The following is a 26,358-nucleotide window of genomic DNA, read 5'->3' as shown; positions in this document are numbered from 1 at the left end:
TAAACCTTGGGCCCGAACATGAAAAAAGCGCCTGAAACGGCGCTTTTTTCATGAACCCAGCAGCTTACTGAACAGTGCCTTCACCGGCTGCCTGCAGGCGTTGCAGCTCTTGCGCGTACAGCGCATCGAAGTTCACCGGAGCCAGCATCAGGGCCGGGAACGAACCGCGGGTCACCAGGCTGTCCAGCGCTTCGCGAGCGTACGGGAACAGGATGTTCGGGCAGAACGCGCCCAGGGTGTGGCTCATCGAAGCGTCGTCCAGGTTCTTGATCAGGAAGATACCGGCCTGTTGCACTTCGGCGATGAACGCGACTTCTTCACCGTTCTTCACGGTGACCGACAGGGTCAGCACGACTTCGTGGAAACCTTCTTCCAGCGCCTTCTGGCGGGTGTTCAGGTCCAGGCCGACGCTCGGCTCCCACTGCTGGCGGAAGATCGCCGGGCTTTTCGGAGCTTCGAAAGACAGGTCACGCACATAGATACGCTGCAGCGAGAATTGCGGTGCAGATTCGTCTTCGGTCGCAGCGGTGTTCTGTTGGTCAGTCATCTCAGATCCTTCTTGATCTCGGGGTCATGTAGGGTTTGCTGATCTTGGGTGGTCAGTCAGGCCGCGAGCAGCGCGTCGAGCTTGCCGGCGCGCTCCAGGGCGAACAAATCGTCACAACCGCCCACATGGGTGCTGCCGATCCAGATCTGCGGCACGGACGTGCGCCCGGCCTTCTGGGCCATTTCGGCGCGAACCTGCGGCTTGCCGTCGACCTTGATCTCTTCGAAGGCTACGCCTTTGTTCTCGAGCAGGTACTTGGCCCGCGAGCAGTAGGGGCAGTAATCGCTGGAATAGACGACGACGGCAGCCATATCACTTCACCAGCGGCAGGTTGTCGGCTTTCCAGCTGCCAACGCCGCCGGACAGCTTGGCGGCGGTGAAGCCGGACTTCATCAGCTCGCGAGCGTGGGTGCCGGCGTGCTGACCCAGGGCGTCGACCAGAATGATGGTCTTGGCCTTGTGCTTTTCCAGCTCGCCCACGCGGGCGGCCAGTTTGTCTTGAGGGATGTTCAACGCGCCGACGATATGGCCCGCGGCGAAGTCCTTGGACGGACGGATATCGATCACCACGCCCTGCTCGCTGTTGACCAGCGCGGTCAGTTCACGGGTGCTGAGGCTGCGGCCACCGCGGCTCAACTCGTGAGCGATCAACAGAGCCAGCAAGATGACGAAGGCGCCGACGAGCAAGTAGTGTTCAGTGGCGAATTGAATCAGGTGAGCAACCATCAAGGAGGTTCCAGGGCGTTAAAATGTCGGCCAGTATACACAGCCCTCCGGGTCGGCCAAACCCCGCCCGGCGGTGACGCCGATGGAACTTGGCTTTAAACTGCCACTCCCTTTTTCCAACATTCTCCCAATCCAGCCACGAGTGGAATCTATGACTACCACGCCTAAACCTTTGGTCCTGATGATTCTGGATGGCTTCGGTCACAGCGAGAGCCACGAATCCAACGCTATCTATGCAGCCAAGAAGCCGGTCCTCGACCGCCTGTGCGCCAGCGTGCCGAACGGCCTGATCTCGGGTTCGGGCATGGATGTCGGCCTGCCGGACGGCCAGATGGGCAACTCCGAAGTCGGCCACATGAACCTCGGCGCCGGCCGCGTGGTGTACCAGGATTTCACCCGTGTCACCAAAGCCATCCGCGATGGCGAGTTCTTCGAAAACCCGACTATCTGCGCCGCCGTGGATAAAGCCGTGGCCGCCGACAAGGCCGTGCACATCCTCGGCCTGCTGTCCGATGGTGGCGTGCACAGCCACCAGGACCATCTGGTGGCGATGGCCGAACTGGCCTTCAAGCGTGGCGCCGAGAAGATCTACCTGCACGCCTTCCTCGATGGCCGCGATACCCCGCCGAAAAGCGCCACCTCGTCGATCGAACTGCTGGATGAAACCTTCAAGACCCTGGGCAAGGGCCGTATCGCCAGCCTGATCGGCCGTTACTTCGCCATGGACCGCGACAACCGCTGGGACCGCGTGGCCCAGGCCTACAACCTGATCGTCGACGGCAAAGGCGAATTCAACGCCGCCACCGCCCAGGAAGGCCTGCAGGCCGCCTACGAGCGTGGCGAGAGCGACGAATTCGTCAAGGCCACCACCCTCGGCGAGCCGGTGAAAGTCGAAGACGGCGACGCCGTGGTATTCATGAACTTCCGCGCCGACCGCGCCCGCGAGCTGAGCCGGGTGTTCGTCGAAGACGATTTCAAGGAATTCGCCCGCGCCCGCCAGCCGAAACTGGCCGGTTTCGTCATGCTGACCCAATACGCGGCAAGCATTCCGGCCCCTTCGGCCTTTGCCCCGGGCAGCCTGGAAAACGTGCTGGGCGATTACCTGGCGAAAAACGGCAAGACCCAGCTGCGCATCGCCGAAACCGAGAAATATGCCCACGTGACCTTTTTCTTCTCCGGCGGCCGCGAAGAGCCGTTTCCGGGCGAAGAACGCATCCTGATCCCGTCGCCGAAAGTCGCCACCTACGACCTGCAGCCGGAAATGAGCGCGCCGGAAGTCACCGACCGGATCGTCGACGCCATCGAAAACCAGCGCTACGACGTGATCGTGGTCAACTACGCCAACGGCGACATGGTCGGCCACAGCGGCGTGTTCGACGCAGCGGTCAAGGCCGTTGAATGCCTGGACCTGTGCGTCGGCCGGATCGTCGACGCCCTGGAAAAGGTCGGCGGCGAAGCCCTGATCACTGCCGACCACGGCAACGTCGAGCAGATGTCCGACGCCGCCACCGGCCAGGCCCACACCGCCCACACCAGCGAGCCGGTACCGTTCATCTATGTTGGCAAGCGCAACCTGAAAGTCCGCGAAGGCGGAGTCCTGGCTGACGTAGCGCCGACCATGCTCAAGTTGCTGGGCCTGCCGCAGCCTGCGGAAATGACTGGCACTTCGATACTGGTCTGATATCAAAAAGTCCGAATAATGGGCCGGAAACGGCTTTTTATGACGAACGCCTCAAAGCAGTTGGCTTTGAGGCGTTTTTTTTGCAGCGAGGGGCGGGCATACTAGGCCGTCCCTTTCCCTGGTGTCGCCCGCCTCTATGCTTCGCGCCCTGATTACCCTAGCTCTGATCTGCCTGCTCCAACCGGCCTTCGCCGACGAGCGCGCGCAAACCCAACAGCAGTTGGACGCCACGCGTCAGGACATTGCCGAGCTGAAAAAGCTGCTGGGCAAGCTGCAGGAAGAAAAGTCCGGCGTGCAGAAAGACCTGCGCGGCACCGAAACCGAGATGGGCAAGCTGGAAAAGCAGGTCGATGCCCTGCAGAAAGAGCTGAAGAAAAGCGAATCCGAGCTGCAGCGTCTCGATGAGGAGAAAAAAAAACTCCAGAGCGCGCGCATTGAACAGCAACGACTGATCGCCATCCAGGCCCGCGCGGCCTACCAGAACGGCCGTCAGGAGTACCTCAAGCTGCTGCTCAACCAGCAAAACCCGGAAAAATTCGCCCGCACCCTGACCTATTACGACTACCTGAGCCAGGCCCGCCTGGAGCAGCTGAAGAATTTCAACGAGACCCTGCGCCAGCTGGCCAATGTCGAAAAGGAAATCTCCCTGCAGCAAGCCCAGCTGCTGGTGCAGAAAAGCAGCCTCGACACCCAGCGTGAAGAGCTCGACAAGGTCCGCAAGGAGCGCCAGGTGGCCCTGGCCAAGCTCAATGACGACGTGAAGACCCGTGGCGACAAGCTCAAGGCCCGCGAACAGGACCAGGCCGATCTGGGCAAGGTGCTGAAAACCATCGAGGAAACCCTGGCCCGCCAGGCCCGCGAGGCAGAGCAAGCGCGACAGAAAGCGCTGATCGCCCAGCAGGAAGCCGAAAAAAAGCGTTTGCGTGAGGCCCAGGCCGATGCCGACGACAGCCCGCGCAAGCCACCCCGAGCGGCGCCCGGCCCCTTGGTTTCCAGCGCAGGCGCCTCCTATAGAGGCCCTTTTGCTTCATCCCGGGGAAAACTTCCATGGCCGGTTGATGGTCGACTGCTGGCGCGCTTCGGCGAAAGCCGCGGCGACGATGCCCGGACCAAGTGGGACGGGGTGATGATCAGCGCCTCGGCCGGCAGCCAGGTGCATGCCGTCCACGGCGGCCGCGTGGTGTTCGCCGACTGGTTGCGCGGCGCCGGCCTGCTGGTGATCCTCGACCATGGCAACGGCTACTTGAGCCTCTACGGACACAACCAGACGCTGCTTAAAGAAGCGGGCGATGTCGTCAAGGCCGGCGAGTCCATCTCCACTGTGGGTAGCAGTGGCGGCCAGGGCGCGCCTGCACTGTACTTCGCTATTCGCCAGCAGGGTCGCCCAAGCGACCCGGCACAATGGTGCCGCGCGCAAGGATAAGCGCGCCACCTCATTCAGGAGTTCGTTCGACATGCTGCATTTGTCCCGCCTCACCTCGCTGGCCCTGACGATCGCTCTGGTGATCGGTGCGCCCCTGGCGTTTGCCGCCGAAACCGCTCAATCGACAGCCGCCACGACCACCAAGGCGCCATTGCCGCTCGAAGAGCTGCGCACCTTCGCCGAGGTCATGGACCGGATCAAGGCCGCCTATGTCGAACCCGTCGACGACAAGACCCTGCTGGAAAACGCCATCAAGGGCATGCTCAGCAACCTCGACCCGCATTCGGCCTACCTGGGCCCTGAAGACTTCGCCGAGCTGCAGGAAAGCACCAGTGGCGAGTTCGGCGGCCTGGGCATCGAAGTCGGCGCCGAGGACGGCATCATCAAGGTGGTGTCGCCAATCGACGACACCCCGGCGTCCAAGGCCGGCATCCAGGCCGGCGACCTGATCGTCAAGATCAACGGCCAGCCGACCCGCGGCCAGAGCATGACCGAAGCCGTGGACAAGATGCGCGGCAAGATCGGCCAGAAGATCACCCTGACCCTGGTCCGCGACGGCGGCGCGCCGTTCGACGTGACCCTGGCCCGCGCCACCATCCAAGTGAAGAGCGTGAAGAGCCAGCTGCTGGAGTCGGGCTACGGCTATATCCGCATCACCCAGTTCCAGGTCAAGACCGGCGAGGAAGTCTCCAAGGCCCTGGCCAAGCTGCGCAAGGACAACGGCAAGAAGCTCAACGGCATCATCCTCGACCTGCGCAACAACCCGGGCGGCGTGCTGCAATCGGCGGTGGAAGTGGTCGACCACTTCATCACCAAGGGCCTGATCGTCTACACCAAGGGCCGCATCGCCAACTCCGAGCTGCGCTTCTCCGCCACTGGCAAGGACGAGAGCGAAGCGGTACCGATGGTGGTGCTGATCAACGGTGGCAGCGCCTCGGCTTCGGAGATCGTCGCCGGCGCCCTGCAGGACCAGAAACGCGCGGTGCTGATGGGCACCACCAGCTTCGGCAAGGGCTCGGTGCAAACCGTGCTGCCGCTGAACAACGACCGCGCGCTGAAGATCACCACCGCGCTGTACTTCACCCCGAACGGCCGCTCGATCCAGGCCCAGGGCATCGTGCCGGACATCGAGGTGCGCCGCGCCAAGATCACCAGCGAAGCGCAGGATAACGAGTACTTCAAGGAAGCCGACCTGCAAGGTCACCTGGGCAATGGCAATGGCGGCGCCGACAAGCCGACCGCTTCCGGCAGCAAGCCCAAGCCGATGCCGCAGGACGACGACTACCAGCTGGCCCAGGCCCTCAGCCTGCTCAAGGGCCTGAGCATCACCCGCAGCAAGTGATGGAACCCATCGCGAGCAAGCCCGCCGCCTCTTCTGCAGGAGCGAAGCTTGCTCGCGATGGCGTGACGACCGCCACACCCCGCCAAGGCTTTACCCGAACCCTAATGCTTCAAATCCCCATGACCCACCAACGCCAACCCCACCCACGGTTGTCGTGGAGGCTCATGATCGGGCTTCTGTGCCTCCTTGCCTTCACCTCGACCCAGGCCGCCGAGCCCGCTGCGCGCAAGGCCTACCTGAGCCTGATCATCGACGACCTCGGGCAGAACCTGCCCCGCGACCGTCGCGTACTCGCCCTGCCCGGCCCGGTGACCACGGCAATCATGCCGGACACGCCCCACGCCACCGAGTTCGCCCGCGAAGCCCATCGCGCCGGCAAGATCGTCATCCTGCACATGCCCATGGACCCGGCCACCGGCCCCTTTGCCTGGCACCCCGAGCTGCCCATCGAAGAGCTGGAAAGACGCCTCAATGCCGCCTTCAAGGCCGTGCCCTACACCAGCGGCATCAACAACCACATGGGCAGCCGCATGACCTCCCGGCCCCAGGCCATGGCCTGGCTGATGGCCCAGTTGCAGCGCCGCCACAAGTTCTTTGTCGACAGCCGTACCAGCGCCAAGACCGTGGCTGCCGCCGAGGCGCAGAAGATCGGCCTGGCCAGCGTGTCCCGCGATGTGTTCCTCGACGACGAACGCAGCGAAGAGGCCATCAGCCATCAGCTGCAGACCGCGATCAACCTGGCGCGCAAGCAGGGTTCGGCGGTGATGATCGGCCATCCCTACCCGCAGACCCTGGCCGTGCTCGAACGCGAACTGCCCAGGCTCAAGGCCCAGGGCATCGACTGGATCGATATCGAGTCGATGATCAGCGTGCGCAGCAACAGGGCTATGTCCGGGCATGGCAAGGATGGGGTTTACCGCTGAGGCCTCGCCGCCCCTGTAGCCGCTGCCGCAGGCTGCGATCGGTCACGTAGTGGCCGCATGCTCTTAGGTCACGCGAGACATCTCTGCGACGGCTTCGCCGTCGATTGCAGCCCGTGGCAGCGGCTACAGGAGGTGGTCAGAGGTAGCGCCCCATGATCTCTTCCACCACGCCTTCCTCGCGCAGTTGGTCCAGCGCGGCCTGCAGCCGGGCGACGGTCTCGTCCGGTACTTCTTTGTTCAGCGCCAGGTACAGCTGGGTGCTGTGGAAGCGCAGCACGGTCTTGAGCCCGGTCACGCCTTCCTGCCTGGCCAGATAACGCCCGGCGGGGTCGCCGGTGGCCCATAGGTCGATCTGGCCGCCCACCAGCTTCCTGGCGTTGTCCTGGTCCTTCAGCACTACCTGCGGCTTGAGCCCTTGCTTGGCCAGGGTCTCGGCGATGGCGTCGCCCTTGTAGGCGCCGATCCGGTATTTGCGCGCCTGTTCCAGGGATTGCAGGGCGATCTTGCTATCGTCCCGGGCCAGCATGATCCAGTCGTCCGGGCCGATGGGACCGACCCACTTGAACAGCTGTTCCCGGTCCGGCAGCCGCGCCATGACAAACACGCCATACCCCGGCTGCTCCAGGGCGAGATTGTAGATGCGCTCCCAGGGAAAGCGCAGGGTCAGGCTGTAGTTGATCCCGGCGCGCTTGAACATTTCGCGGACGATATCCACGGCGATGCCGTTGATATTTTCGCCCTGGGCGAAGTTCTTGCCGTTCCTGGCCATGTTGTAGGGGGGGAAGTTTTCCGTCAGCAGCACCAGGGAGGTGTCCGGTGTTTGCGCTGCACGAGCGTTTGTGGTGAAGAGAACCGAAGCACTGGCAAGGACAAGAAGAAGATGTTTGAACATGACGGGCTACCGGAATCCATGGCGTGCTCAAGAGTGCCGCGAGCCCGCCATGCTGTCCAGTGGCTACCGTACGACGATGCCGCGGTGCGCCATGTAGGCCTTGGCCTCGGGCACGGTGTACTCGCCGAAGTGGAAGATGCTCGCCGCCAGCACCGCGCTGGCGTGGCCTTCGAGGATGCCGTCGGCCAGGTGCTGCAGGTTGCCGACACCGCCCGAGGCGATCACCGGAATGCCCAGGGCATCGCTGATGGCACGGGTCACACCCAGGTCGAAGCCGTTCTTCATGCCGTCCTGATCCATGCTGGTCAGCAGGATCTCGCCGGCACCCAAGCCTTCCATCTTCTTCGCCCACTCCACCGCGTCCAGCCCGGTAGGCTTGCGCCCGCCGTGGGTGAAGATCTCCCAGCGCGGGGTTTCGCCCGACCCGGAAACCTTCTTCGCATCGATGGCGACGACGATGCACTGCGAGCCGAAATGCTGCGCCGCTTCACCGACGAACTCGGGGTTGAACACTGCCGCGGTGTTGATCGAAACCTTGTCCGCACCAGCGTTGAGCAGGTTGCGGATGTCCTGCACGGTGCGCACGCCACCGCCCACGGTCAGCGGGATGAACACCTGGCTGGCCATGCGCTCGACGGTATGCAGCGTGGTGTCGCGACCATCGACGCTGGCGGTGATGTCGAGAAAGGTAATCTCGTCCGCGCCCTGCTCGTCGTAGCGACGGGCGATTTCCACCGGGTCGCCGGCGTCACGGATGTTCTCGAACTTGACGCCCTTGACCACCCGGCCGTTGTCCACGTCCAGGCAAGGGATGATGCGTTTAGCCAGCGCCATGGTGAGTCCTCAGCCTTGGTACGAGTTGCAGAAGGCTTGCGCCTCGGCGACGTCGAGGGTGCCTTCGTAGATCGCCCGGCCGGTGATAGCGCCGATGATCCCCGGAGCCTTGGCATCCAGCAGGGCCTTGATGTCGCCCAGGTTGTGGATACCGCCGGAAGCGATCACCGGGATCTTGGTGGCGGCGGCCAGGGCAGCGGTGAAGGGTACGTTGCAGCCCTGCATCATGCCGTCTTTGGCGATGTCGGTATAAACGATGGCGGACACGCCGTCGGCTTCGAAACGCTTGGCCAGGTCGATGACCTGCACACTGCTGACCTCGGCCCAGCCGTCGGTAGCGACGAAGCCGTCCTTGGCGTCAAGGCCGACGATCACCTTGCCCGGGAAGGCGCGGCAGGCTTCGGCGACGAACTCCGGCTCTTTCACCGCCTTGGTGCCGATGATCACGTAGCTCACGCCAGCCTTGACGTAGTGTTCGATGGTTTCCAGCGAGCGGATGCCGCCACCGATCTGGATCGGCAGGTTCGGGTAGCGCTTGGCGATGGCGGTGACCACTTCGCCGTTGACCGGCTGGCCTTCGAAGGCGCCGTTCAGGTCGACCAGATGCAGACGGCGGCAGCCGCCCTCCACCCACTTGGCAGCCATGCTCACCGGGTCATCGGAGAACACCGTGGAATCTTCCATGCGGCCCTGGCGCAGACGTACACAGGCACCGTCCTTGAGATCGATAGCGGGGATAATCAGCATCTGGCAAAACCTTCAAATTCGATTGTTCAGCTTCACTCGGAAATCAGTTTTTCTCGAGCGCCCACAGGTCGCTTTCGATGCTTTCGAACCGCTCTTTGAGCTGGGCCTGCACATCGAAAATCGCCCTGTTGTAATAGTGCGGAGCAATTTCGCGGGTAAACAGTTCAAGAATCTCGGCCGCCTCGAACGAGCCCAGGTCGAGTTCGAAACGATCTTCCATGAAGCGCTGGATCTTGTGATTGGCCTCACCCTCCTGCTCGGGGGTGAGGGTCAGGATCGGCGCCTTGGTCTTCTTGACCGCCATTTACCAGCGACCGTCCCATGCCGCGAAGTTCTGCAGCAATTGCAGGCCATGGGTATGGCTTTTCTCCGGGTGGAACTGCACGGCGAAACGCGAACCTTCGGCCAGCGCCGCGGCGAAATCGACGCCGTAGTGACCGCTACCGACCACCTGCCGCGCGTTACCGGCGGCGATGTAGTAGCTGTGCACGAAGTAGAAGCGCGCCAGGTCCGGGATGTTGTGCCACAGCGGGTGGCTCACCGCCTGTTTCACCTCGTTCCAGCCCATGTGCGGGACTTTCAGGTGTTCGCCGTCTTCATGCAGGTCCTTGCCGAAGAACTTCACCTGGCCGGGGAACAGGCCGATGCAGTCGACGCCGTCGTTCTCTTCGCTGTGGTCGAGCAAGGCTTGCATGCCCACGCAGATGCCGAGGAACGGGCGGTCCTGGCTGACTTCACGCACCAGCGCATCGAAGCCCAGGCGACGGATCTCCGCCATGCAGTCGCGAATCGCGCCGACGCCGGGGAATACCACCCGGTCGGCTTCGCGAATCACATTGGCATCGCTGGTGATCAGCACCTTGCCGGCGCCGACGTGCTCGAGGGCCTTGGCCACCGAGTGCAGGTTGCCCATGCCGTAATCGATAACCGCGACCGTCTGCATTACAGCACGCCCTTGGTCGAAGGCATCTGCCCGGCCATGCGGTCATCCAGCTCCACGGCCATGCGCAGCGCGCGGCCGAAAGCCTTGAACACGGTTTCGATCTGGTGGTGGGTGTTGTGCCCGCGCAGGTTGTCGATGTGCAAGGTGACGTTGGCGTGGTTGACGAAGCCCTGGAAGAATTCCTGGAACAGGTCGACATCGAAGCCGCCCACGGTGGCGCGGGTGTAAGGCACATGCATCTGCAGGCCGGGGCGGCCGGAGAAGTCGATCACCACGCGCGACAGCGCTTCATCGAGCGGCACGTAGGCGTGGCCGTAGCGACGGATGCCCTTCTTGTCGCCGATGGCTTTGGTGAAGGCCTGACCCAGGGTGATACCGACGTCTTCCACGGTGTGGTGGTCGTCGATATGCAAGTCGCCTTTGCTTTCGATATCCAGGTCGATCAGCCCGTGACGGGCGATCTGGTCCAGCATGTGCTCAAGGAAGGGAACCCCGATATCGAATCGGGCCTTTCCGGTGCCATCCAGGTTGATCGAGGCTTTGATCTGGGTTTCCAGAGTGTCGCGCTCGACGGACGCCTTACGTTCGGCCATCACCAGCTCCGCAAAATCATTGGGCGAAAAAGGCGATCATTATAGGCCGGACGGCGGCTAAACAGGAACACGCAGGACAAGATCCTGACGGGCGCAACCCAATAAAGCCGGGGTTGTACCTGTCATGACAACTGTCGTACGCCCTTCGCCGGCAAGCCGGCTCCTACACGGGCCTGTAGGAGCTGGCTTGCCAGCGAAGCCTTAGTGGAACAACACCGCGGTCTTCTGCAGGGTGACCCACACGCCCCACGCCAGCGGAATGCCCACCACCAGCCAGGCGGCGACCGCCAGCGGCACGCTGCCGGACGAGGCTTTCCACTCCAGCACGGTGCTGCTGTCCGCGCCCTTGTCGTGGCCCAGCGCCTGTTCGGCGGCCAGTTCGGCGTCGGTCATGAAGTACTTGTCGGCCACCGGACGCACCAGCAGGTTGCACAGGAAACCCAGCACCAGCAGGCCGGCGAGGATGTACAGGGTGATGTCGTAGGCCGCGGCGCGCTCGACGCCGATGCTCAACTGATACTCACGCAGGTAGTTCACCAGTACCGGACCGAGCACGCCCGCCGCCGCCCAGGCGGTCAGCAAGCGACCGTGGATCGCGCCCACCATCTGGGTGCCGAACAAGTCCGCCAGGTAGGCCGGAACCGTGGCGAAACCGCCGCCGTACATCGACAGGATGATGCAGAACGCCGCCACGAACAGCGCGACGTTGCCCAGGTGCCCGAGGTTCGGGATCAGTGCGTACAGGGCAAAGCCCAGGGCGAAGAACACGAAGTAGGTGTTCTTGCGTCCCAGGTAGTCGGAAAACGATGCCCAGAAGAAACGACCACCGATATTGAACAGGCTCAGCAGGCCGGTGAAGCCGGCGGCGATCGCCGCGATCGACGCCAGCTGAGAGACATCCAGCTGACCGAAGGCCAGTTCGTTGCCCAGCAGTTTGCCGGCGAAGACTTCCTGCAACAGCGGCGAAGCCATGCCGAGGATGCCGATACCGGCGGAAACGTTCAGGCACAGCACCAGCCATACCAGGCGGAACTGCGGGGTTTTCCAGGCCACGTTCACGTGTACGTGACGGTGGGTGATCATTGCGTTCGCGGCTTTTTTCGCCGGCGGGGTCCAGCCCTCGGGCTTCCAGCCGGTCGGCGGCACGCGGTACGACAGCGCGCCACCGATCATGAACACGAAGTAGATCGCCGCCATCACCAGGAAGCTCTGCCAGACGCCGACGCCGGTTGGCGAAGCGAAGTGGCTCATCAGTGCCGCCGCCAGCGGCGCACCGACCATCGCGCCACCGCCGAAGCCCATGATCGCCATGCCGGTGGCCATGCCGCGCTTGTCCGGGAACCACTTGATCAGGGTCGACACCGGCGAGATATAGCCCAGGCCCAGGCCGATACCGCCGATCACGCCGGAGCCGAGCCACATCAGCCAGATCTGGTGGGTATAGATACCCAACGCCGAAATCAGCAGGCCGCCGCACCAGCACAGCGCCGACACCACACCGGCCTTGCGCGGGCCGGCGTGTTCCAGCCAGCCGCCCCAGACCGCCGCGGAGCAGCCGAGGAAGATGAAGAACAGGGTGTAGATCCAGCCGAGCATCGAGATCGGCCAGTCACACTGGGACGAAAAGACCTGAGCGATAAAGCTCATGTCCGGGGCACAGGCCACCGGAGCGGTAATGCCCAGGGCCTTGGACAGCGGCAACCAGAACACCGAGAAGCCGTAGGCCATGCCGATGCACAGGTGGATGGCCAGAGCGGCCGGTGGAACCAGCCAACGGTTGAAACCGGGCTTGGCGATGATGCGTTCTTTGGACAAGAACGCCGGCTGGGCGGAAATGACGCCCGCCTCGGTGCTAGTGCTCATGAGTGTTTCCCCCAATTATTGGAATTATTCGCCGGCCACTCTCCACCCACGACCTTTGCACGCAGACGTGGCCGTTTTATCGAGTGAAGCTCCATAGAGTGCGACTTTTGGTCGCAGAAGGGCAGATGAACTGCGAGAGATTACCATTTGCTCGTGACAGAAAAAGCAAACTGCCATCATCTTTTCCGCCTCATCTGCTCCGCAAGACGGCAATAACGTTTTTGTAGGAGCCAGGCTTGCCGGCGATGGGCATTATGCGGCGTGTCAGGCAGAACGCTTCGCGGGCAAGCCTCGCTCCTACAGAAGCCTGCGCGACCCCGCCGACGATGCCTGCCCCTCGCCAGCCCGTGCGCTGCTGTCGATAATGGCCAACCGTTCCTTCGCTCTGCACAGGATTCCCCATGCCCATCGTTGTCGAGTCGCTGAAAGAAGCCAGCTATCAGGATCAGCAGGACCTGCAGAAGATCTACCGCGATGCCCCGCCCTGGCTGTTCGCGCCGCAGCGCGATGACCAGGAGCTGATCGAGACCGCCCTGGGCGACGGCAGCCTGATCGCCGGACGCTTCAACGACCGCCTGCTGGGCGCCGCCCGCCTGCAACGACACCAAGGCGTATGGCACCTGTCCCAGCTGTGCGTGCGCAAGATCACCCGGCGTCGCGGCGTGGCCGAGCGACTGGTGAGCGAAGCACAGAAAATGGCCGCCCGGCATGACGCCACCTTGCACCTGCTGGCACCCGCCGGGCACCTCGAAGCCCAGGCGCTGGCGGCCAAGCTGCAGATACCGCTGGATGTGCTCCAAAGCGATCAGTGACCAGTGGCCAGGCCCGGGGCGTTATACTCCCTGGCTAAATTCGAATTCGACACTACAAGGACTCGCCCATGAAAGCGTTCGGCAAAATCCTGGGTCTGGTACTTCTCGGGCTGTTGCTGATCATCGTGGCTCTCGGCTTCGCCCTGACTCACCTGTTTGATCCCAACGACTACAAAGAAGAAATTCGCCAGATAGCCCGCGACAAGGCCCACATCGAGCTGACGCTCAATGGCGATATCGGCTGGAGCCTGTTCCCCTGGCTCGGCCTCGAACTGCATGAGGCCGGCGTCGCCACCCTGGCCAACCCGACCCAGCCGTTCGCCGACCTGCAAATGCTCGGCCTGTCGGTCCGCGTGCTGCCGCTGCTGCGCCGCGAAGTACAGATGAGCGATGTGCGTGTCGAAGGCCTCAACCTGCGCCTGACCCGCGACAAGGACGGGCACGGCAACTGGGAAGACATCGGCAAGGTCGCCCCCGCCGACAAGCAGGCCGCAACCCCGGCCACCAGCACCGGCGAAACCACCACCGCGACCCCGGCCAGCACGGAAAAACCGGCGCAGCCGATCCGCCTGGATATCGACAGCCTGACCGTGAACAACGCCCGGGTGGAATACAACGACGAACAGAGCGGCAAGCAGTTCACCGCCGAAAGCATCCAGCTGAGCACCGGCCCGATCCACGAAGCGACCAACACCCCGGTCAAGCTCACCGCCTTCCTCGCCAGCACCCAGCCGGCCGTGCGCGTACGCACCGAGTTGAAGGGCGAGCTGCGCTTCGACCGCGCGCTCAAGCGCTACCAGTTCGAAGACATGAAGCTGTCCGGCGAAGCCGCCGGCGACCCGCTGCAAGGCAAGACCCTGACCTTCGCCGCCCAGGGCCAGCTGCTGCTGGACCAGGCCGCCAACGTCGCCGAATGGAACAGCCTGAAGCTCTCGCTCAACCAGCTGCGCGCCATCGGCGAGCTCAAGGTCCACGACCTGGACAAGACACCGCAGCTCAACGGCGGCCTCTCCATCGCCCAGTTCGACCTGGCCAAGTTCGTCGACAGCATCGGCCAGACCCTGCCGGCCATGGCCGAAGGCAGCCTGAGCAAGGTCGAACTGGTCAGCCGCCTGTCCGCCACGCCGAACAGCATCGCCTTTGAAAACATCAACCTGAAACTCGACGACAGCAGCTTCAGCGGCCGCCTGGCGGTCGAAGACCTGGCCAAGCAATCGCTGCGCGCCCAGCTCAAGGCCGACACCTTCAACGTCGACCGCTACCTGCCGCCCAAGTCCGCCGAAGCCAACAGTGCCGCGGTGGCGCGCAAGGCCGAAGTGCAGAGCAGCGAAGCCAGCGCCGTCGCCGGAGCCGGCAACTCGCCGCTGCCGGACGCGCCGACCAAGGGCGCCTGGAGCACCGAGCGCCTGCTGCCGGTGGAGCGCCTGAGCAAGCTGGATGTGGACGCCGACCTGAGCTTCGGCCAGCTGACCCTGGACAAGCTGCCGATCCAGAACGCCACGCTCAAGGCCAATGGACAGGGCGGCCTGCTGAAACTCGAAGGCCTGCGCGGCGAGCTGTACAACGGCAGCTTCGAAGCCAACGGCAACCTCGACGTACGCCAGCCAACGCCGCAGTTGAGCCTGCAGACCAGGATCAACCGGGTACCGGTGGAACGCATCCTGGAAAGCCAGGGGCAGAACCCGCCGGTCAAGGGCCTGGTGACCCTCGACAGCAACCTGACCAGCAGCGGCAACAGCCAGAAGGCGCTGGTCGACAGCCTCAACGGCAATGCCAGCTTCGTCGTCAACAACGGCGTGCTGCTCAATGCCAACCTCGAACAGCAAGTGTGCCAGGGCATCGCCACGCTGAACCGCAAGGCCCTGAGCAGCGAGCCACGGGGCAAGGACACCCCCTTCCAGGAACTCAAGGGCAACCTGACCCTGCGTAACGGCGTGGCCAGCAACCCGGACCTGAAGGTGCGCATCCCGGGCATGAGCGTCAAAGGCAATGGCGACATCGACCTGCGCGTACTGGGCATGGATTATCGCGTCGGCATCATCGTCGAAGGCGACAAGAGCGACATGCCGGACCCGGCCTGCCAGGTCGGCGAACGTTTTGTCGGCATCGAATTGCCGCTGCGCTGCCGCGGCCCGCTGGAACTGGGCGCCAAGGCTTGCCGCCTGGACCGCGACGGCCTGGGCCAGGTCGCGGCCAAGCTGGCCGGCGATCGCCTCAGCGAAAAACTTGATGAGAAGCTGGGCGACAAGGTCAGCCCGGAACTGAAAAACGCACTCAAAGGGCTGTTCAAACGATGAGGGCCGAGCAGTTCGCACCGGCGGTACTGGACTGGTACGACCGCCATGGCCGCCATGACCTGCCCTGGCAGCAGGAGATCAATCCGTACCGCGTATGGGTCTCGGAAATCATGTTGCAGCAGACCCAGGTCAGCACCGTGCTCAACTACTTCGACCGGTTCATGGCCTCGCTGCCGACGGTCCAGGCCCTGGCCGCCGCGCCGGAAGACGAAGTGCTGCACCTGTGGACCGGCCTGGGCTACTACACCCGCGCGCGCAACCTGCAAAAGACCGCGAAGATCGTGGTCGCCGAGTACGGCGGCGAGTTTCCCCGTGATGTGGAGAAACTCACCGAGCTGCCGGGCATCGGCCTGTCCACCGCTGGCGCCATTGCCAGCATCAGCATGGGCCTGCGCGCGCCGATCCTCGACGGCAACGTCAAGCGGGTGCTGGCGCGCTTTACCGCGCAGGAAGGCTATCCGGGCGAACCCAAGGTGGCCAAGCAGCTGTGGGCCGCGGCCGAGCGCTTCACCCCGCAGACCCGGGTGAACAATTACACCCAGGCGATGATGGACCTGGGCGCCACCCTCTGTACCCGGAGCAAGCCCAGCTGCCTGCTGTGCCCCCTGGAAAGAGGCTGCGAAGCGCACATGCTGGGCCTGGAAACCCGCTACCCGATCCCCAAGCCACGCAAGGCCGTCCCGCAGAAGCGCACGCTGATGCCGATGCTGGCCAACCACGAAGGCGCCATTTTGCTGTATCGCCGGCCTTCAAGCGGCCTGTGGGGCGGTTTATGGAGCCTGCCGGAGCTGGACGACCTCGACGACCTGGAACACCTGGCTTCGCAGCACTCGCTGGAGCTGGGCAAGCAACAGGAAATGCCCGGGCTGGTGCACACCTTCAGTCACTTCCAACTGGCCATCGAGCCCTGGCTGGTGCAGGTCCAGGCATCCGCCCATCACGTGGCCGAGGCCGACTGGCTCTGGTATAACCTCGCCACCCCGCCGCGCCTGGGCCTTGCCGCCCCGGTGAAAAAACTGCTCAAACGCGCGGCCGACGTATTGAACGCAGGAGAGTTGCAATGACCCGCACCGTAATGTGCCGCAAGTACAAAGAACAATTGCCGGGCCTGGAGCGTCCTCCGTATCCGGGCGCCAAGGGCCAGGAAATTTTCGAGCATGTGTCCGCCAAGGCCTGGGCCGACTGGCAGAAACACCAGACCCTGCTGATCAACGAAAAACGCCTGAACATGATGAACGCCGAAGACCGCAAATACCTGCAGGGCGAGATGGACAAGTTCTTCTCCGGCGAGGAATACGCCAAGGCCGACGGCTACGTGCCGCCGTCCGAGTAATTGCCCGCAAATCGGGGTGGGAACGTAAGCGGCGGTAATAATTAAACTTTTTTTCAAAACTTGCTTGACGCCCCCCCGAAAAACCCGTTTAATGCGCCCCGTTGCCCAGATAGCTCAGTCGGTAGAGCAGGGGATTGAAAATCCCCGTGTCGGCGGTTCGATTCCGTCTCTGGGCACCACTAATACCGAAACCCCTGAATCGCAAGATTCAGGGGTTTTTTATTGCCTGCGATTTAACGTGCCTGTTTCAGCATCGCAGCCTTCACTCAATAACCGTCATTCCAGTGCAGGTTGAGGTCACGAATACCCGCCACTTTCATATCCACGGTACTGCGCTGGGTGTGGCCGTTGCGGGTGGCGGCGACCTGATATTTGCCGGCCGGCAACTGCACATAGACGATCGGCCCTACCTGATCGAGGCTCAGGACCGATTGCCCTTGCAGGTTCTGGATCACCAGGTCGACATCCGGCACGTATTTGTTTTCCGGACCGGTGGAAAAAGTCATGTGCAGGTTGTAACCCTTGGCCTGCTGGATCGCCCGCGACTCGTCCAGGCCGATACCGCCGGACAGATAGGCAATGCCGTTCTGCTGTTGAGGCTCCAGTTGCACGCCCGCCGGGTCGATGGGTTCGTTACTGGGGGTGGCGGACTGCACACTGAACGGCGCGAGCGACAGGAATGCCGCGAGAACGCCTGTTACGACACACGAAAAAAAGGATTTCATGATGAGCACTCCCGGTTCGTCTCGAACCACTGAATGGGATGCCGCCGCCAAGAGTCCAGCCCCCAGCGCGGCAGCGTCCGGGTCTCCCCTTTCCTCTCGAATGGCTCAGCCACGTTTCAGCAAGCGATGCTCGAATGAAAAGCCCGTCGGGCGGTTTGCCCGCGGGCCTTGATAGTCAGTGTACGCCCCGATTCCGGGCCGTTTAGATCGATTCGGTGTGATGCTTTTAACCAAAAGTACCTAGCCGCGGCGCCTATCCCGACGGTTGCCACGGCGCGGACAAGGCGGTTATTAATGCTTGCACCCAAAAAGAGCCGACACGCCTTTTCGCCCGCAAAGGAATAGCGCCGATGACCGTGCAATCCCCGCCTTCGCCCCTGCACCCGGCCAGCACGGCCAGCAGCCCCGGCACGGCCTTCCGCGAGCCCGCCGCCGACGGCTTCGTGCTGGGCGGCTTCACCTGGCGCCGTGCCGAACCGGCTCCCGCGCGCCCGGTGGTGATCATCAATGCCGCCACCTCCGTGCGCTGCCGGCACTACTCGCGGTTCGCCGATTACCTGTTCAGCCATGGCTTCGATGTCATCACCTACGATTATCGCGGCATCGGCGAGTCGCGGCCGGCCTCGATGCGCAAGTTGAAGGCGTCCTGGTCGGACTGGGGCAGCCTGGACTTCGAAGCCATGCTGCAACGCGCGCAACGGGAATTCCCCGGCCAGCCCATCGATGTGGTCGGGCACAGCTTCGGCGGTTGCGCAGCGGGGCTGGGGGCGTCCGGGCAACTGATCCGCCGCGTGGTGACCGTAGGCGCGCAGTTCGCCTACTGGCGCGATTACGCTCCAGAGAGCCGCTGGCGCATGCTGGGCAAATGGCATGTCGTGATGCCGCTGCTGACGGCGATTTACGGCTACTTCCCCGGCAAGCGCCTGGGCTGGCTGGAGGACACTCCCGCCGGCGTGGTGCGCGACTGGGCCACGCCCACCGCGCACTATCAACGACGGCCCAGCGGGCGCGATCTGGCGCGCCGGGACCCGGCGCTGCCCTTCGCCCGGGTCAAGGCGCAGCTGCTGGCCATCAGCATCAGCGACGACCCTTACGGTACCGTGCCGGACATCGAGCGCCTGCTGGACTACTTCACGGCCAGCCAGCGCAGCCATTGGCGCATCGAACCCGAAGATGTCGGCGAGCAGGAAGTCGGGCACTTCGCGTTTTTCCGCAGCCATTACCAGGACCGCCTGTGGCCGATCGCCCTGGCCTGGCTGCAACACGCGGCGTTGCCCACGGATGCGCCGGGACGCCTGATCAGCGGTAGCCGTTGAGCGTGCCAGGCGGCGCATTTACTGGCATCCTCTGCCGCCTCAAAGCCAGGCCGGACGCGGTATCGATGCCCGGCCCTCCTATTTGCGCAAAAGGTACGACGCCCATGGCATCTGCGAACAAGCAACACAAAAGAGCCCAGCGGGCGAAAACCAAGGCCAAGCAGAACCGCACCCAGCGCAACGCCGCCCCGGTGGAGCTGGACCCGAACGACGACCGCATCGACTTCGAATCGGTGGACCTGACCGAACTGTTCAAGAAGATGATCGACGCCGAGAAGACCAGCCAGCAGGCGATGTGCGCGGCGTTCCTGGAAGACCCGCTGCTGGAGATCGTCTACGAGCAGGAAGGCGAGGAAGGCGCCATGGACTTCATCCTTGCCGCTCTGATCGAGTACCGCCAGTGGTCCACCGAGACCGACGAGGCCGGCGCCCTGGCCTGGATCGAAAGCCCGGAATTCCAGGCCGCTTACCTGGCCGCCTCGCAAGCACTGATGCAGAAATAAGGCTCAACACGATCTGTAGCCGCTGGCGCAGCCAGCGACTACAACGCGTCCCTGCACGGCCCTCACTGCTGTGTTGAATATTCGATCATGATCGCGAGCAAGCCTCGCTCCCACAGATGAAGGTGATCCGTAGGAGCGAGGCTTGCCCGCGAAAGCGTCGGTACAGACCACAAAAAAGGCCGCTGTCATCGCTGACAGCGGCCTTTTTGCTTACCGGGAAAGACTCAGGCGCGGCTCAACACTCCGGCCGCCTGCTTCTCCAGCTTGCGCCGACGGGCCACCAGCAGGCCCGCCGCGATCACGATGATGCTCAGCAGGCCGGTGGCGATGATCTCCATGCGGTGCCCTTCCTGGAACAGCATGATGGTCAGCACCCCGACGATGAACACGATCACCGCGTAAGTCAGGCCCGGGAACAGCCACATGCGGAAGGCGATCTTCTCGCCAGCGGCAGTGCGCTTCTGGCGCATGCGCAGTTGCGATACCGCGATCACCAGGTACACCAGCAAGGCGATGGCGCCGGAACTGGCCAGCAGGAACTCGAACACCGCGGCTGGCGCCACGTAGTTGGCGAACACCGCGAGGAAGGCAGCTGCGGTGGACAGGATCACCGCCCAGTAAGGCGTGCCGCTGCTGTTGGTGCGCTTGGCCGCGGCCGGGGCGTCGCCACGCTTGCCCAGGGAGAACAACATGCGCGAGGCAGTGTAGAGCGCCGAATTCAGGCAACTGGTCACCGCCACCAGCACCACCAGATCGACGATCAGCTTGGCGTTGGGGATGCCCATGCGGTCGAGCACGGTCTGGTAGGAACCGACCTGGGCCAGGCTCGGGTCATTCCACGGCACCAGCGACACGACGATAAAGATCGACACCAGATAGAACAGGCCGATCCGCCAGATCACCGAGTTGGTGGCCTTGCTGATCTGCTGGCCCGGATTCTTCGACTCGGCGGCGGCGATGGTGACGATCTCGGTGCCCATGAACGAGAACATGGTGGTCAGCATGGCGGCGAGTACCGCGCCCATGCCGTTGGGCAAAAAGCCCTGGGTATCGAACAGGTGCGACACGCCGCTGACATTGCTGGTCGGCAGCAGGCCGAAGATCGCCAACAGGCCGAACACCACGAAGCCGATGATCGCCACGACCTTGATCAGGGCGAACCAGAACTCGAACTCACCGTAGTTCTTCACGCTGAACAGGTTGGTCGCGGTCAGCAGCAAGGTGATCACCAGGGTGAACGCCCAGATCGCGATGTCAGGGAACCAGGCATGCAGGATGGTCGCGGCGGCGTTGGCCTCCAGCGGAATCACCAGCACCCAGAACCACCAGTACAGCCAGCCGATGGTGAAGCCGGCCCAGTGGCCGATGGCGCGGTCGGCATAAGTCGAGAAGGAACCCGTGTCCGGCGAGGCGACGGCCATTTCGGCCAGCATGCGCATCACCAGCACCACCAGGGTGCCCGCGGCCGCATAGGCCAGCAGCACGGCAGGGCCGGCTTCGGCGATGGCGTGGCCGGAACCGACGAACAGCCCGGCGCCAATTACCCCGGCGATCGACAGCATGGTGACATGCCGCGGTTTGAGCCCCTGTTCGAGGTCATTGGAGGTCTGCGTACTGCTCATTGAAACTACCTTTTGCAAAGAAGCGAAAGCGTCCGCCCGGCCTGGCTTTTCCTTTCACACAGGCAGTCGTAAAAAGAATCCAACAGGGCGTTTTTTATTTCTTACGCAAGATTTGCGCCAAAATGTTACAGGTTCCCGGTCGGCGCGGCCTGCGAAGGCGACCGATGGATGATCGCAAGTCCTTGAGATTAATGGCCTTGCGCCAGAACGTTACCGCACCACCCATCCGCAGAACGAACCAACGCACCAGAAACACACACAAAAAGTGTGCGACGCACAAATAGAGGGCGGATACGCAACCTTTGGCCGTTTTACCCTTCCAACACCCGGCCAAAGCTGGCACCATCGCGCCTTTTTTTACGCGACACCCGCTGGGAACAGGGTTCAAACGGGCGTTCGGTTGTTGATGGGGCGACAGTCTGCTGTGCCGATGCGACAACCTGTCACACGCCGTCTGCTTACACCCTGAAGCGCTGTTGGCTGTCATTCGAACGCTATGCTAGGTTGGCGCCTCGCCAGGAAAGCCGCTACCAGCAGGAGCGCAATGAACTCATGAGGACCGCACATGGCTGAGGCCACGCCCGCGCTTGAAATCCGCAACTTGCACAAACGGTACGGCTCGCTGGAGGTACTCAAGGGTGTCTCGCTGACCGCACGCGACGGCGATGTGATCTCGATCCTAGGTTCCTCCGGTTCCGGCAAGTCCACCTTCCTGCGTTGCATCAACCTCCTGGAAAACCCGCACCAGGGCCAGATCCTGGTGGCCGGCGAAGAACTCAAGCTCAAGGCCGCCAAGAACGGCGAACTGGTCGCCGCCGACGGCAAGCAGATCAACCGCCTGCGCAGCGAAATCGGCTTCGTGTTCCAGAACTTCAACCTCTGGCCGCACATGAGTGTGCTCGACAACATCATCGAAGCCCCGCGCCGGGTGCTCGGCCAGAGCAAGGCCGAAGCCATCGAAGTGGCCGAGGCGCTACTGGCCAAGGTCGGTATCGCTGACAAGCGCCATGCTTACCCGGCCCAGCTCTCCGGCGGCCAGCAGCAACGCGCCGCCATCGCCCGCACCCTGGCGATGCAACCCAAAGTCATCCTGTTCGACGAGCCGACCTCGGCACTGGACCCGGAAATGGTCCAGGAAGTGCTCAACGTGATCCGCGCCCTGGCCGAAGAAGGCCGGACCATGCTGCTGGTCACCCACGAAATGAGCTTTGCCCGTCAGGTTTCCAGTGAAGTGGTGTTCCTGCACCAGGGCCTGGTGGAAGAGCAAGGATCGCCACAGCAGGTGTTCGAGAACCCGCTTTCGGCGCGCTGCAAACAATTCATGTCCAGCAACCGCTAACGGAGCAACACGCATGCAGAGCTATAAGAAATTCCTCCTGGCCGCTGCCGCCACTCTGGTGTTCTCGGCCAATGCGATGGCCGCCGACAAACTGAAGATGGGCATCGAAGCGGCCTACCCGCCGTTCAACAACAAGGATGCCAGCGGCCAGGTCGTCGGCTTCGACAAAGACATCGGCGACGCCCTGTGCGCCAAGATGAAAGTCGAGTGCGAAGTGGTCACCTCCGACTGGGACGGCATCATCCCGGCCCTGAACGCCAAGAAGTTCGACTTCCTGATCTCCTCGATGTCGATCACCGACGAGCGCAAGCAGGCGGTGGACTTCACCGACCCGTACTACTCCAACAAGCTGCAGTTCATCGCCCCCAAGGACAAGGCCGACTTCAAGACCGACAAGGCTTCCCTCAAGGGCAAGATCATCGGTGCGCAGCGTGCCACCCTGGCCGGCACCTGGCTGGAAGACAACCTGGGCGACGACATCACCATCAAGCTCTACGACACTCAGGAAAACGCCTTCCTCGACCTGACTTCGGGCCGCCTGGACGCGATCCTGGCCGACAAGTACGTCAACTACGAGTGGCTGAAAAGCGAAGCGGGCAAGCCTTACGAGTTCAAGGGCGACCCGGTTGAAGAAAGCGACAAGATCGGCATCGCCGTGCGCAAGAACGATCCGATCCGCGAGAAGCTCAACGCCGCGCTGAAAGAAATCGTGGCTGACGGCACCTACAAGAAGATCAACGACAAGTACTTCCCGTTCAGCATCTACTGATACTGACTGGCCTGCCCGGCGCCCTCCCCCGAGAGCGCCGGTCCTTAGCAAAGCCTGCCGCGACTTGAATAACCATCCATGAATATCGATCTCTACGGATTCGGCCCGGCGCTCGCCGCTGGCGCGCTGATGACCGTCAAGCTGGCTCTTTCGGCGCTGTGCCTGGGGCTGGTGCTCGGCCTGCTCGGTGCCTTGGCCAAGACTTCCCCGTACAAGCCACTGCAATGGCTTGGCGGCACCTATTCGACCCTGGTGCGCGGCGTTCCCGAGCTGCTCTGGGTGCTGCTGATCTACTTCGGCACCGTCAACCTGATGCGCGCCCTGGGTGAGTTCTTCGGCAACTCGGAGCTGGAGCTCAACGCCTTTGCCGCCGGGGTCATCGCCCTCGGCCTGTGCTTCGGCGCCTACGCCACCGAAGTGTTCCGTGGCGCGATCCTCGCCATCCCCAAGGGCCATCGTGAGGCCGGCGTGGCCCTGGGCCTGTCGAAATGGCGGATCTTCACCAAGCTGATCATGCCGCAGATGTGGCGTATCGCCCTGCCGGGCCTGGGCAACCTGTTCATGATCCTGATGAAGGACACCGCGCTGGTGTCGGTGATCGGCCTGGAAGAAATCATGCGCCACTCGCAGATCGCCGTGACCGTGTCCAAGCAACCCTTCACCTTCTATATGGTGGCGGCCTTCATGTACCTGGGCCTGACCGTGCTGGCCATGACCGGCATGCACTTCCTGGAAAAACGCGCCGCTCGCGGCTTCGCGAGGAGCGCTTCATGAACTGGGAAGTGATCATCAAGTGGCTGCCCAAGCTGGCCCAGGGCGCCACGCTGACCCTGGAACTGGTGGCCATCGCGGTCATCGCCGGCCTGCTGCTGGCCATTCCGCTGGGCATCGCCCGCTCGTCGCGCCTGTGGTATGTGCGCGCCCTGCCCTATGCCTACATTTTCTTCTTCCGCGGCACGCCACTGCTGGTGCAATTGTTCCTGGTCTACTACGGCCTGGCGCAGTTCGACGCGGTGCGTAACAGCGCGATGTGGCCATACTTGCGCGATCCGTTCTGGTGCGCCACCGCCACCATGACCCTGCATACCGCGGCCTATATCGCCGAGATCCTGCGCGGGGCGATCCAGGCCATCCCGCCGGGCGAGATCGAAGCGGCTCGGGCGCTGGGCATGTCCAAGCCCAAGGCGCTGTTCTACATCATCCTGCCCCGGGCCGCGCGCATCGGCCTGCCGGCCTACAGCAACGAAGTGATCCTGATGCTCAAGGCCAGCGCCCTGGCCAGCACCGTGACCCTGCTGGAACTGACCGGCATGGCCCGCACCATCATCGCCCGCACCTACCTGCCGGTGGAGATCTTCTTCGCCGCCGGGGTGTTCTATCTGCTGATGTCCTACGTGCTGGTGCAAGGCTTCAAGCTGCTGGAACGCTGGCTGCGCGTCGAGCAGTGCCAAGGCCGCTGAACGCACTGCTTCTGTAGGAGCGCGTCTTGCCCGCGATAAGAACGCCGCGGATCATCTGATCCACCGAGCTATCGTTCATCGCGGGTAAACCTCGCTCCCACGGACCACCCCTGAGCCACCCACCATGCCCTCCATCCTCCAAGGCCCCGAACTCCTCACCCGCTTCCAGGCCCTGGACCGCTTCCTGTTCGACCATCAGCAGCTCTGGCGTCCGCGCCCCTTCACCGAGTTGCAGTTGCCCTGGGAAACCCAGCACCGCGAACTCGCCCAATGGCTGCGCCAGCGCAGCCTGGACGACGCCGAAGCCAGCCATAACCACCCCGAGCTGCTCGATGCCCCCGCGCCCTTCCCCGATCTGGCACGGACCGCCGCCGCGCTGGGCGCCGTGGCCGAGCTGCCGACGCACGAAGTGCCTGCCGCCCGCCAACGCCTCAATGTCGATGTGCCCGGGCGTAAATGGCAACAGATCGAAGCCTTCGCCGCCTGCCTGGAATTCACCCAGGCCCCCGGCCACTGGCTGGATTGGTGTTCGGGCAAGGGCCACCTCGGCCGCCGCCTGCTGCAACCCGGGCAACAGCTGACCTGCCTGGAGTACGATCCGGCCCTGGTCGCCAGCGGCCGGCAACTGAGCGAACACCATCGGCTGGCGGTCAGCCACCTGCAGCAGGACGTGCTCGCCGCCGACGCCGCTGGCCGCCTGAGCACCGAACACACCCCGGTGGCCCTGCATGCCTGTGGCGACCTGCATGTGCGCCTGATGCAGCTGGCCAGCGAGCGCGGCTGTCGCCAACTGGCCATCGCGCCCTGCTGCTACAACCGCATCAGCCACGCCGAGTACCAGCCGCTTTCCGGCCCGGCCAAGGGCTCGGCGCTGCAACTGTCCCTCGACGACCTGGGCCTGCCCCTGAGCGAGACCGTCACCGCCGGCGCCCGGGTGCGCCGCCAGCGCGACAGCTCCATGGCCCGGCGCCTGGCCTTCGACCTGCTGCAACGCCGGCTGCGCGGGGTCGATGAGTATCTGCCCACCCCGTCGCTGCCCGCCAGCTGGCTGGACAAACCCTTTGCCGACTACTGCCGCGACCTGGCAGCCCTCAAGCACTTATCCACAGTCGGCTCGCGGGACTGGCCGGCGCTGGAAGCCGCCGGCTGGCAGCGCCTGGCCCAGGTGCGCAACCTGGAGCTGCTGCGCGGCCTGTTCCGCCGCCCCTTGGAGCTGTGGCTGGTGCTCGATCGCGCACTGTTTTTGCAGGAACAGGGTTATCGCGTGCAACTGGGCCTGTTCTGCCCGGCACCGCTCACCCCACGCAACCTGATGCTGCTGGCGGAACGTGGATAAGTTGGATCCATCATCCTATCCAACCTGTGGATAACTCTGTTGATGAATTCCTGACAAAGCCGCTGAAAGTGCCTGCTACAGCACTAATTCACAGCTGGTCATTTTTTGTTCATAAAAATAAATCAACGAAAAAACAGCCAGTTGCGACGAATTGAGAACGGATCCACAAAATTGGCCGTAAGCGCCGGGCAACAGCCCGCGATTGTGCATAAGCGCTAAACATCAAAGGACATAAACGCCTAAAACCGGCACCTGGCGGGCGGCAAATTGCGCCGGTTGGCGGCGCTTGTTATACAGACGCAGGCGCTCGCGGGCGCGTCCGAGCCAGAACC

The 26,358-nt window shown here is 63.3% G+C and carries 27 protein-coding genes and 1 tRNA gene; 16 read left to right on the top strand and 12 right to left on the bottom strand.

Annotated features, from left to right (window positions below; all coding sequences use genetic code 11):
- Nucleotides 1-64: 64 nt before the first annotated feature.
- Genes secB through H0I86_RS01885 form a run of 3 tightly spaced genes read right to left on the bottom strand, consistent with a single transcriptional unit; the run spans nucleotide 65 to nucleotide 1,273 of the window.
- Entirely contained in the window at nucleotides 65-547 is a 483-nt protein-coding gene (secB, locus tag H0I86_RS01895; RefSeq protein ID WP_009046533.1) for a protein-export chaperone SecB, read from the bottom strand.
- 56 nt (nucleotides 548-603) lie between these two features.
- Complete coding sequence (gene grxC, locus H0I86_RS01890; RefSeq protein WP_007930824.1) at nucleotides 604-858, bottom strand: glutaredoxin 3; 255 nt, start codon at nucleotides 856-858, stop codon at nucleotides 604-606.
- A 1-nt stretch (nucleotide 859) separates the two neighbouring features.
- Complete coding sequence (locus H0I86_RS01885; protein ID WP_009046532.1) at nucleotides 860-1,273, bottom strand: rhodanese-like domain-containing protein; 414 nt, start codon at nucleotides 1,271-1,273, stop codon at nucleotides 860-862.
- A 151-nt stretch (nucleotides 1,274-1,424) separates the two neighbouring features.
- On the opposite strand from H0I86_RS01885, the gene gpmI reads away from it, so the two are divergent.
- The 4 genes from gpmI to H0I86_RS01865 all read left to right on the top strand — a co-directional run bounded on the left by gpmI (nucleotide 1,425) and on the right by H0I86_RS01865 (nucleotide 6,642).
- Nucleotides 1,425-2,954: a 2,3-bisphosphoglycerate-independent phosphoglycerate mutase gene (gene gpmI / locus H0I86_RS01880; protein ID WP_096372832.1), complete on the top strand. Its 1,530-nt coding sequence runs from the start codon at nucleotides 1,425-1,427 to the stop codon at nucleotides 2,952-2,954.
- A gap of 136 nt (nucleotides 2,955-3,090) precedes the next feature.
- Nucleotides 3,091-4,377 carry a murein hydrolase activator EnvC family protein gene (locus H0I86_RS01875; protein ID WP_180923729.1) on the top strand — a complete coding sequence of 429 codons (1,287 nt, stop codon included), beginning with the start codon at nucleotides 3,091-3,093 and terminating at the stop codon, nucleotides 4,375-4,377.
- Nucleotides 4,378-4,408: 31 nt separating this feature from the next.
- Complete coding sequence (locus tag H0I86_RS01870) at nucleotides 4,409-5,719, top strand: S41 family peptidase (protein WP_180923728.1); 1,311 nt, start codon at nucleotides 4,409-4,411, stop codon at nucleotides 5,717-5,719.
- Between the two features lie 164 nt (nucleotides 5,720-5,883).
- Nucleotides 5,884-6,642, top strand: coding sequence for a divergent polysaccharide deacetylase family protein (locus H0I86_RS01865; protein WP_180923726.1), 759 nt, complete (start codon nucleotides 5,884-5,886; stop codon nucleotides 6,640-6,642).
- Between the two features lie 136 nt (nucleotides 6,643-6,778).
- Here H0I86_RS01865 and H0I86_RS01860 read toward each other — a convergent pair whose 3' ends face one another.
- From H0I86_RS01860 to H0I86_RS01830, 7 genes are all read right to left on the bottom strand, one after another.
- Nucleotides 6,779-7,534, bottom strand: coding sequence for a substrate-binding periplasmic protein (locus H0I86_RS01860; protein WP_180923725.1), 756 nt, complete (start codon nucleotides 7,532-7,534; stop codon nucleotides 6,779-6,781).
- Nucleotides 7,535-7,597: 63 nt separating this feature from the next.
- Nucleotides 7,598-8,368 carry an imidazole glycerol phosphate synthase subunit HisF gene (gene hisF / locus H0I86_RS01855; protein WP_180923724.1) on the bottom strand — a complete coding sequence of 257 codons (771 nt, stop codon included), beginning with the start codon at nucleotides 8,366-8,368 and terminating at the stop codon, nucleotides 7,598-7,600.
- Nucleotides 8,369-8,377: 9 nt separating this feature from the next.
- On the bottom strand, nucleotides 8,378-9,115 hold the full coding sequence (gene hisA / locus H0I86_RS01850; RefSeq protein WP_180923722.1) for a 1-(5-phosphoribosyl)-5-[(5-phosphoribosylamino)methylideneamino]imidazole-4-carboxamide isomerase: 738 nt from the start codon (nucleotides 9,113-9,115) through the stop codon (nucleotides 8,378-8,380).
- A gap of 43 nt (nucleotides 9,116-9,158) precedes the next feature.
- Complete coding sequence (locus tag H0I86_RS01845; protein ID WP_180923720.1) at nucleotides 9,159-9,419, bottom strand: DUF2164 domain-containing protein; 261 nt, start codon at nucleotides 9,417-9,419, stop codon at nucleotides 9,159-9,161.
- A complete protein-coding gene (hisH, locus tag H0I86_RS01840) occupies nucleotides 9,420-10,058 on the bottom strand; it encodes an imidazole glycerol phosphate synthase subunit HisH (protein WP_009046523.1) in 639 nt (212 codons plus the stop codon).
- Nucleotides 10,058-10,651: an imidazoleglycerol-phosphate dehydratase HisB gene (gene hisB, locus H0I86_RS01835; protein ID WP_007921806.1), complete on the bottom strand. Its 594-nt coding sequence runs from the start codon at nucleotides 10,649-10,651 to the stop codon at nucleotides 10,058-10,060. Before hisB ends, hisH begins: the two co-directional genes overlap by 1 nt.
- A 201-nt stretch (nucleotides 10,652-10,852) precedes the next feature.
- Nucleotides 10,853-12,514 (bottom strand): OFA family MFS transporter, encoded by a 1,662-nt coding sequence (locus H0I86_RS01830; RefSeq protein WP_180923719.1) that lies wholly within the window; start codon nucleotides 12,512-12,514, stop codon nucleotides 10,853-10,855.
- 401 nt (nucleotides 12,515-12,915) lie between these two features.
- Between H0I86_RS01830 and H0I86_RS01825 the strand changes: the two genes are divergently transcribed.
- The 5 genes from H0I86_RS01825 to H0I86_RS01805 all read left to right on the top strand — a co-directional run bounded on the left by H0I86_RS01825 (nucleotide 12,916) and on the right by H0I86_RS01805 (nucleotide 17,135).
- Nucleotides 12,916-13,326, top strand: a complete 411-nt coding sequence (locus tag H0I86_RS01825; protein WP_180923717.1) for an acetyl-CoA sensor PanZ family protein — start codon at nucleotides 12,916-12,918, stop codon at nucleotides 13,324-13,326.
- Nucleotides 13,327-13,394: 68 nt separating this feature from the next.
- Nucleotides 13,395-15,623 (top strand): AsmA family protein, encoded by a 2,229-nt coding sequence (locus H0I86_RS01820; protein WP_180923716.1) that lies wholly within the window; start codon nucleotides 13,395-13,397, stop codon nucleotides 15,621-15,623.
- Nucleotides 15,620-16,687 carry an A/G-specific adenine glycosylase gene (mutY, locus tag H0I86_RS01815; protein WP_180923714.1) on the top strand — a complete coding sequence of 356 codons (1,068 nt, stop codon included), beginning with the start codon at nucleotides 15,620-15,622 and terminating at the stop codon, nucleotides 16,685-16,687. The genes H0I86_RS01820 and mutY overlap by 4 nt, the downstream gene beginning before the upstream one ends.
- On the top strand, nucleotides 16,684-16,956 hold the full coding sequence (locus H0I86_RS01810) for an oxidative damage protection protein (protein ID WP_007921798.1): 273 nt from the start codon (nucleotides 16,684-16,686) through the stop codon (nucleotides 16,954-16,956). Before mutY ends, H0I86_RS01810 begins: the two co-directional genes overlap by 4 nt.
- A gap of 103 nt (nucleotides 16,957-17,059) precedes the next feature.
- Nucleotides 17,060-17,135, top strand: a tRNA-Phe gene (locus H0I86_RS01805).
- An 87-nt stretch (nucleotides 17,136-17,222) separates the two neighbouring features.
- Here the strand turns inward: H0I86_RS01805 and H0I86_RS01800 are convergent.
- The gene (locus H0I86_RS01800) at nucleotides 17,223-17,681 is read right to left on the bottom strand and encodes a carboxypeptidase regulatory-like domain-containing protein (RefSeq protein WP_180923712.1); all 459 of its coding nucleotides are present in this window, start codon (nucleotides 17,679-17,681) and stop codon (nucleotides 17,223-17,225) included.
- A 350-nt stretch (nucleotides 17,682-18,031) separates the two neighbouring features.
- Here H0I86_RS01800 and H0I86_RS01795 point away from each other — a divergent pair, with 350 nt between their 5' ends.
- Together H0I86_RS01795 and H0I86_RS01790 are read left to right on the top strand one after the other, a co-directional pair.
- Nucleotides 18,032-18,997 carry an alpha/beta hydrolase family protein gene (locus H0I86_RS01795; protein WP_180923711.1) on the top strand — a complete coding sequence of 322 codons (966 nt, stop codon included), beginning with the start codon at nucleotides 18,032-18,034 and terminating at the stop codon, nucleotides 18,995-18,997.
- Between the two features lie 104 nt (nucleotides 18,998-19,101).
- Nucleotides 19,102-19,500, top strand: coding sequence for a hypothetical protein (locus H0I86_RS01790; RefSeq protein ID WP_124349135.1), 399 nt, complete (start codon nucleotides 19,102-19,104; stop codon nucleotides 19,498-19,500).
- A 224-nt stretch (nucleotides 19,501-19,724) separates the two neighbouring features.
- Here the strand turns inward: H0I86_RS01790 and gabP are convergent, their stop codons facing one another.
- Entirely contained in the window at nucleotides 19,725-21,122 is a 1,398-nt protein-coding gene (gene gabP, locus H0I86_RS01785) for a GABA permease (RefSeq protein WP_180923709.1), read from the bottom strand.
- 565 nt (nucleotides 21,123-21,687) lie between these two features.
- Between gabP and H0I86_RS01780 the strand changes: the two genes are divergently transcribed.
- The 5 genes from H0I86_RS01780 (at nucleotide 21,688) to H0I86_RS01760 (ending at nucleotide 26,026) form a co-directional block, all read left to right on the top strand.
- Nucleotides 21,688-22,461 (top strand): ABC transporter ATP-binding protein, encoded by a 774-nt coding sequence (locus H0I86_RS01780; RefSeq protein ID WP_009046514.1) that lies wholly within the window; start codon nucleotides 21,688-21,690, stop codon nucleotides 22,459-22,461.
- Nucleotides 22,462-22,474: 13 nt separating this feature from the next.
- Nucleotides 22,475-23,230 (top strand): ABC transporter substrate-binding protein, encoded by a 756-nt coding sequence (locus H0I86_RS01775; RefSeq protein ID WP_009046513.1) that lies wholly within the window; start codon nucleotides 22,475-22,477, stop codon nucleotides 23,228-23,230.
- 78 nt (nucleotides 23,231-23,308) lie between these two features.
- Nucleotides 23,309-24,004, top strand: coding sequence for an ABC transporter permease (locus tag H0I86_RS01770; protein ID WP_180923708.1), 696 nt, complete (start codon nucleotides 23,309-23,311; stop codon nucleotides 24,002-24,004).
- A complete protein-coding gene (locus tag H0I86_RS01765; protein ID WP_007922607.1) occupies nucleotides 24,001-24,690 on the top strand; it encodes an ABC transporter permease in 690 nt (229 codons plus the stop codon). The genes H0I86_RS01770 and H0I86_RS01765 overlap by 4 nt, the downstream gene beginning before the upstream one ends.
- 124 nt (nucleotides 24,691-24,814) lie before the next feature.
- Nucleotides 24,815-26,026 (top strand): methyltransferase, encoded by a 1,212-nt coding sequence (locus H0I86_RS01760; RefSeq protein WP_180923706.1) that lies wholly within the window; start codon nucleotides 24,815-24,817, stop codon nucleotides 26,024-26,026.
- Nucleotides 26,027-26,358 lie beyond the last annotated feature (332 nt).

It is taken from the genome of Pseudomonas chlororaphis subsp. aurantiaca (assembly GCF_013466605.1).
In the GTDB taxonomy this organism is placed as follows: domain Bacteria; phylum Pseudomonadota; class Gammaproteobacteria; order Pseudomonadales; family Pseudomonadaceae; genus Aquipseudomonas; species Aquipseudomonas chlororaphis_I.
The sequence above is the reverse complement of the archived record's forward strand: the minus strand, read 5'-3'. Positions and strand labels throughout refer to the sequence as shown.

Excerpts from the sequence above, each read along its gene's own strand:
- hisF (WP_180923724.1), bottom strand. The coding sequence starts at position 8,368 with ATGGCGCTGGCTAAACGCATCATCCCTTGCCTGGACGTGGACAACGGC.
- mutY (WP_180923714.1), top strand. The coding sequence starts at position 15,620 with ATGAGGGCCGAGCAGTTCGCACCGGCGGTACTGGACTGGTACGACCGC.
- gpmI (WP_096372832.1), top strand. The coding sequence starts at position 1,425 with ATGACTACCACGCCTAAACCTTTGGTCCTGATGATTCTGGATGGCTTC.
- H0I86_RS01845 (WP_180923720.1), bottom strand. The coding sequence starts at position 9,419 with ATGGCGGTCAAGAAGACCAAGGCGCCGATCCTGACCCTCACCCCCGAG.
- H0I86_RS01810 (WP_007921798.1), top strand. The coding sequence starts at position 16,684 with ATGACCCGCACCGTAATGTGCCGCAAGTACAAAGAACAATTGCCGGGC.
- H0I86_RS01885 (WP_009046532.1), bottom strand. The coding sequence starts at position 1,273 with ATGGTTGCTCACCTGATTCAATTCGCCACTGAACACTACTTGCTCGTC.
- H0I86_RS01820 (WP_180923716.1), top strand. The coding sequence starts at position 13,395 with ATGAAAGCGTTCGGCAAAATCCTGGGTCTGGTACTTCTCGGGCTGTTG.
- H0I86_RS01770 (WP_180923708.1), top strand. The coding sequence starts at position 23,309 with ATGAATATCGATCTCTACGGATTCGGCCCGGCGCTCGCCGCTGGCGCG.
- H0I86_RS01780 (WP_009046514.1), top strand. The coding sequence starts at position 21,688 with ATGGCTGAGGCCACGCCCGCGCTTGAAATCCGCAACTTGCACAAACGG.
- H0I86_RS01760 (WP_180923706.1), top strand. The coding sequence starts at position 24,815 with ATGCCCTCCATCCTCCAAGGCCCCGAACTCCTCACCCGCTTCCAGGCC.
- gabP (WP_180923709.1), bottom strand. The coding sequence starts at position 21,122 with ATGAGCAGTACGCAGACCTCCAATGACCTCGAACAGGGGCTCAAACCG.
- secB (WP_009046533.1), bottom strand. The coding sequence starts at position 547 with ATGACTGACCAACAGAACACCGCTGCGACCGAAGACGAATCTGCACCG.
- H0I86_RS01795 (WP_180923711.1), top strand. The coding sequence starts at position 18,032 with ATGACCGTGCAATCCCCGCCTTCGCCCCTGCACCCGGCCAGCACGGCC.
- H0I86_RS01775 (WP_009046513.1), top strand. The coding sequence starts at position 22,475 with ATGCAGAGCTATAAGAAATTCCTCCTGGCCGCTGCCGCCACTCTGGTG.
- H0I86_RS01765 (WP_007922607.1), top strand. The coding sequence starts at position 24,001 with ATGAACTGGGAAGTGATCATCAAGTGGCTGCCCAAGCTGGCCCAGGGC.
- hisA (WP_180923722.1), bottom strand. The coding sequence starts at position 9,115 with ATGCTGATTATCCCCGCTATCGATCTCAAGGACGGTGCCTGTGTACGT.
- H0I86_RS01865 (WP_180923726.1), top strand. The coding sequence starts at position 5,884 with ATGATCGGGCTTCTGTGCCTCCTTGCCTTCACCTCGACCCAGGCCGCC.
- hisB (WP_007921806.1), bottom strand. The coding sequence starts at position 10,651 with ATGGCCGAACGTAAGGCGTCCGTCGAGCGCGACACTCTGGAAACCCAG.
- H0I86_RS01800 (WP_180923712.1), bottom strand. The coding sequence starts at position 17,681 with ATGAAATCCTTTTTTTCGTGTGTCGTAACAGGCGTTCTCGCGGCATTC.
- H0I86_RS01870 (WP_180923728.1), top strand. The coding sequence starts at position 4,409 with ATGCTGCATTTGTCCCGCCTCACCTCGCTGGCCCTGACGATCGCTCTG.
- H0I86_RS01875 (WP_180923729.1), top strand. The coding sequence starts at position 3,091 with ATGCTTCGCGCCCTGATTACCCTAGCTCTGATCTGCCTGCTCCAACCG.
- H0I86_RS01825 (WP_180923717.1), top strand. The coding sequence starts at position 12,916 with ATGCCCATCGTTGTCGAGTCGCTGAAAGAAGCCAGCTATCAGGATCAG.
- H0I86_RS01860 (WP_180923725.1), bottom strand. The coding sequence starts at position 7,534 with ATGTTCAAACATCTTCTTCTTGTCCTTGCCAGTGCTTCGGTTCTCTTC.
- H0I86_RS01790 (WP_124349135.1), top strand. The coding sequence starts at position 19,102 with ATGGCATCTGCGAACAAGCAACACAAAAGAGCCCAGCGGGCGAAAACC.
- grxC (WP_007930824.1), bottom strand. The coding sequence starts at position 858 with ATGGCTGCCGTCGTCGTCTATTCCAGCGATTACTGCCCCTACTGCTCG.
- H0I86_RS01830 (WP_180923719.1), bottom strand. The coding sequence starts at position 12,514 with ATGAGCACTAGCACCGAGGCGGGCGTCATTTCCGCCCAGCCGGCGTTC.
- hisH (WP_009046523.1), bottom strand. The coding sequence starts at position 10,058 with ATGCAGACGGTCGCGGTTATCGATTACGGCATGGGCAACCTGCACTCG.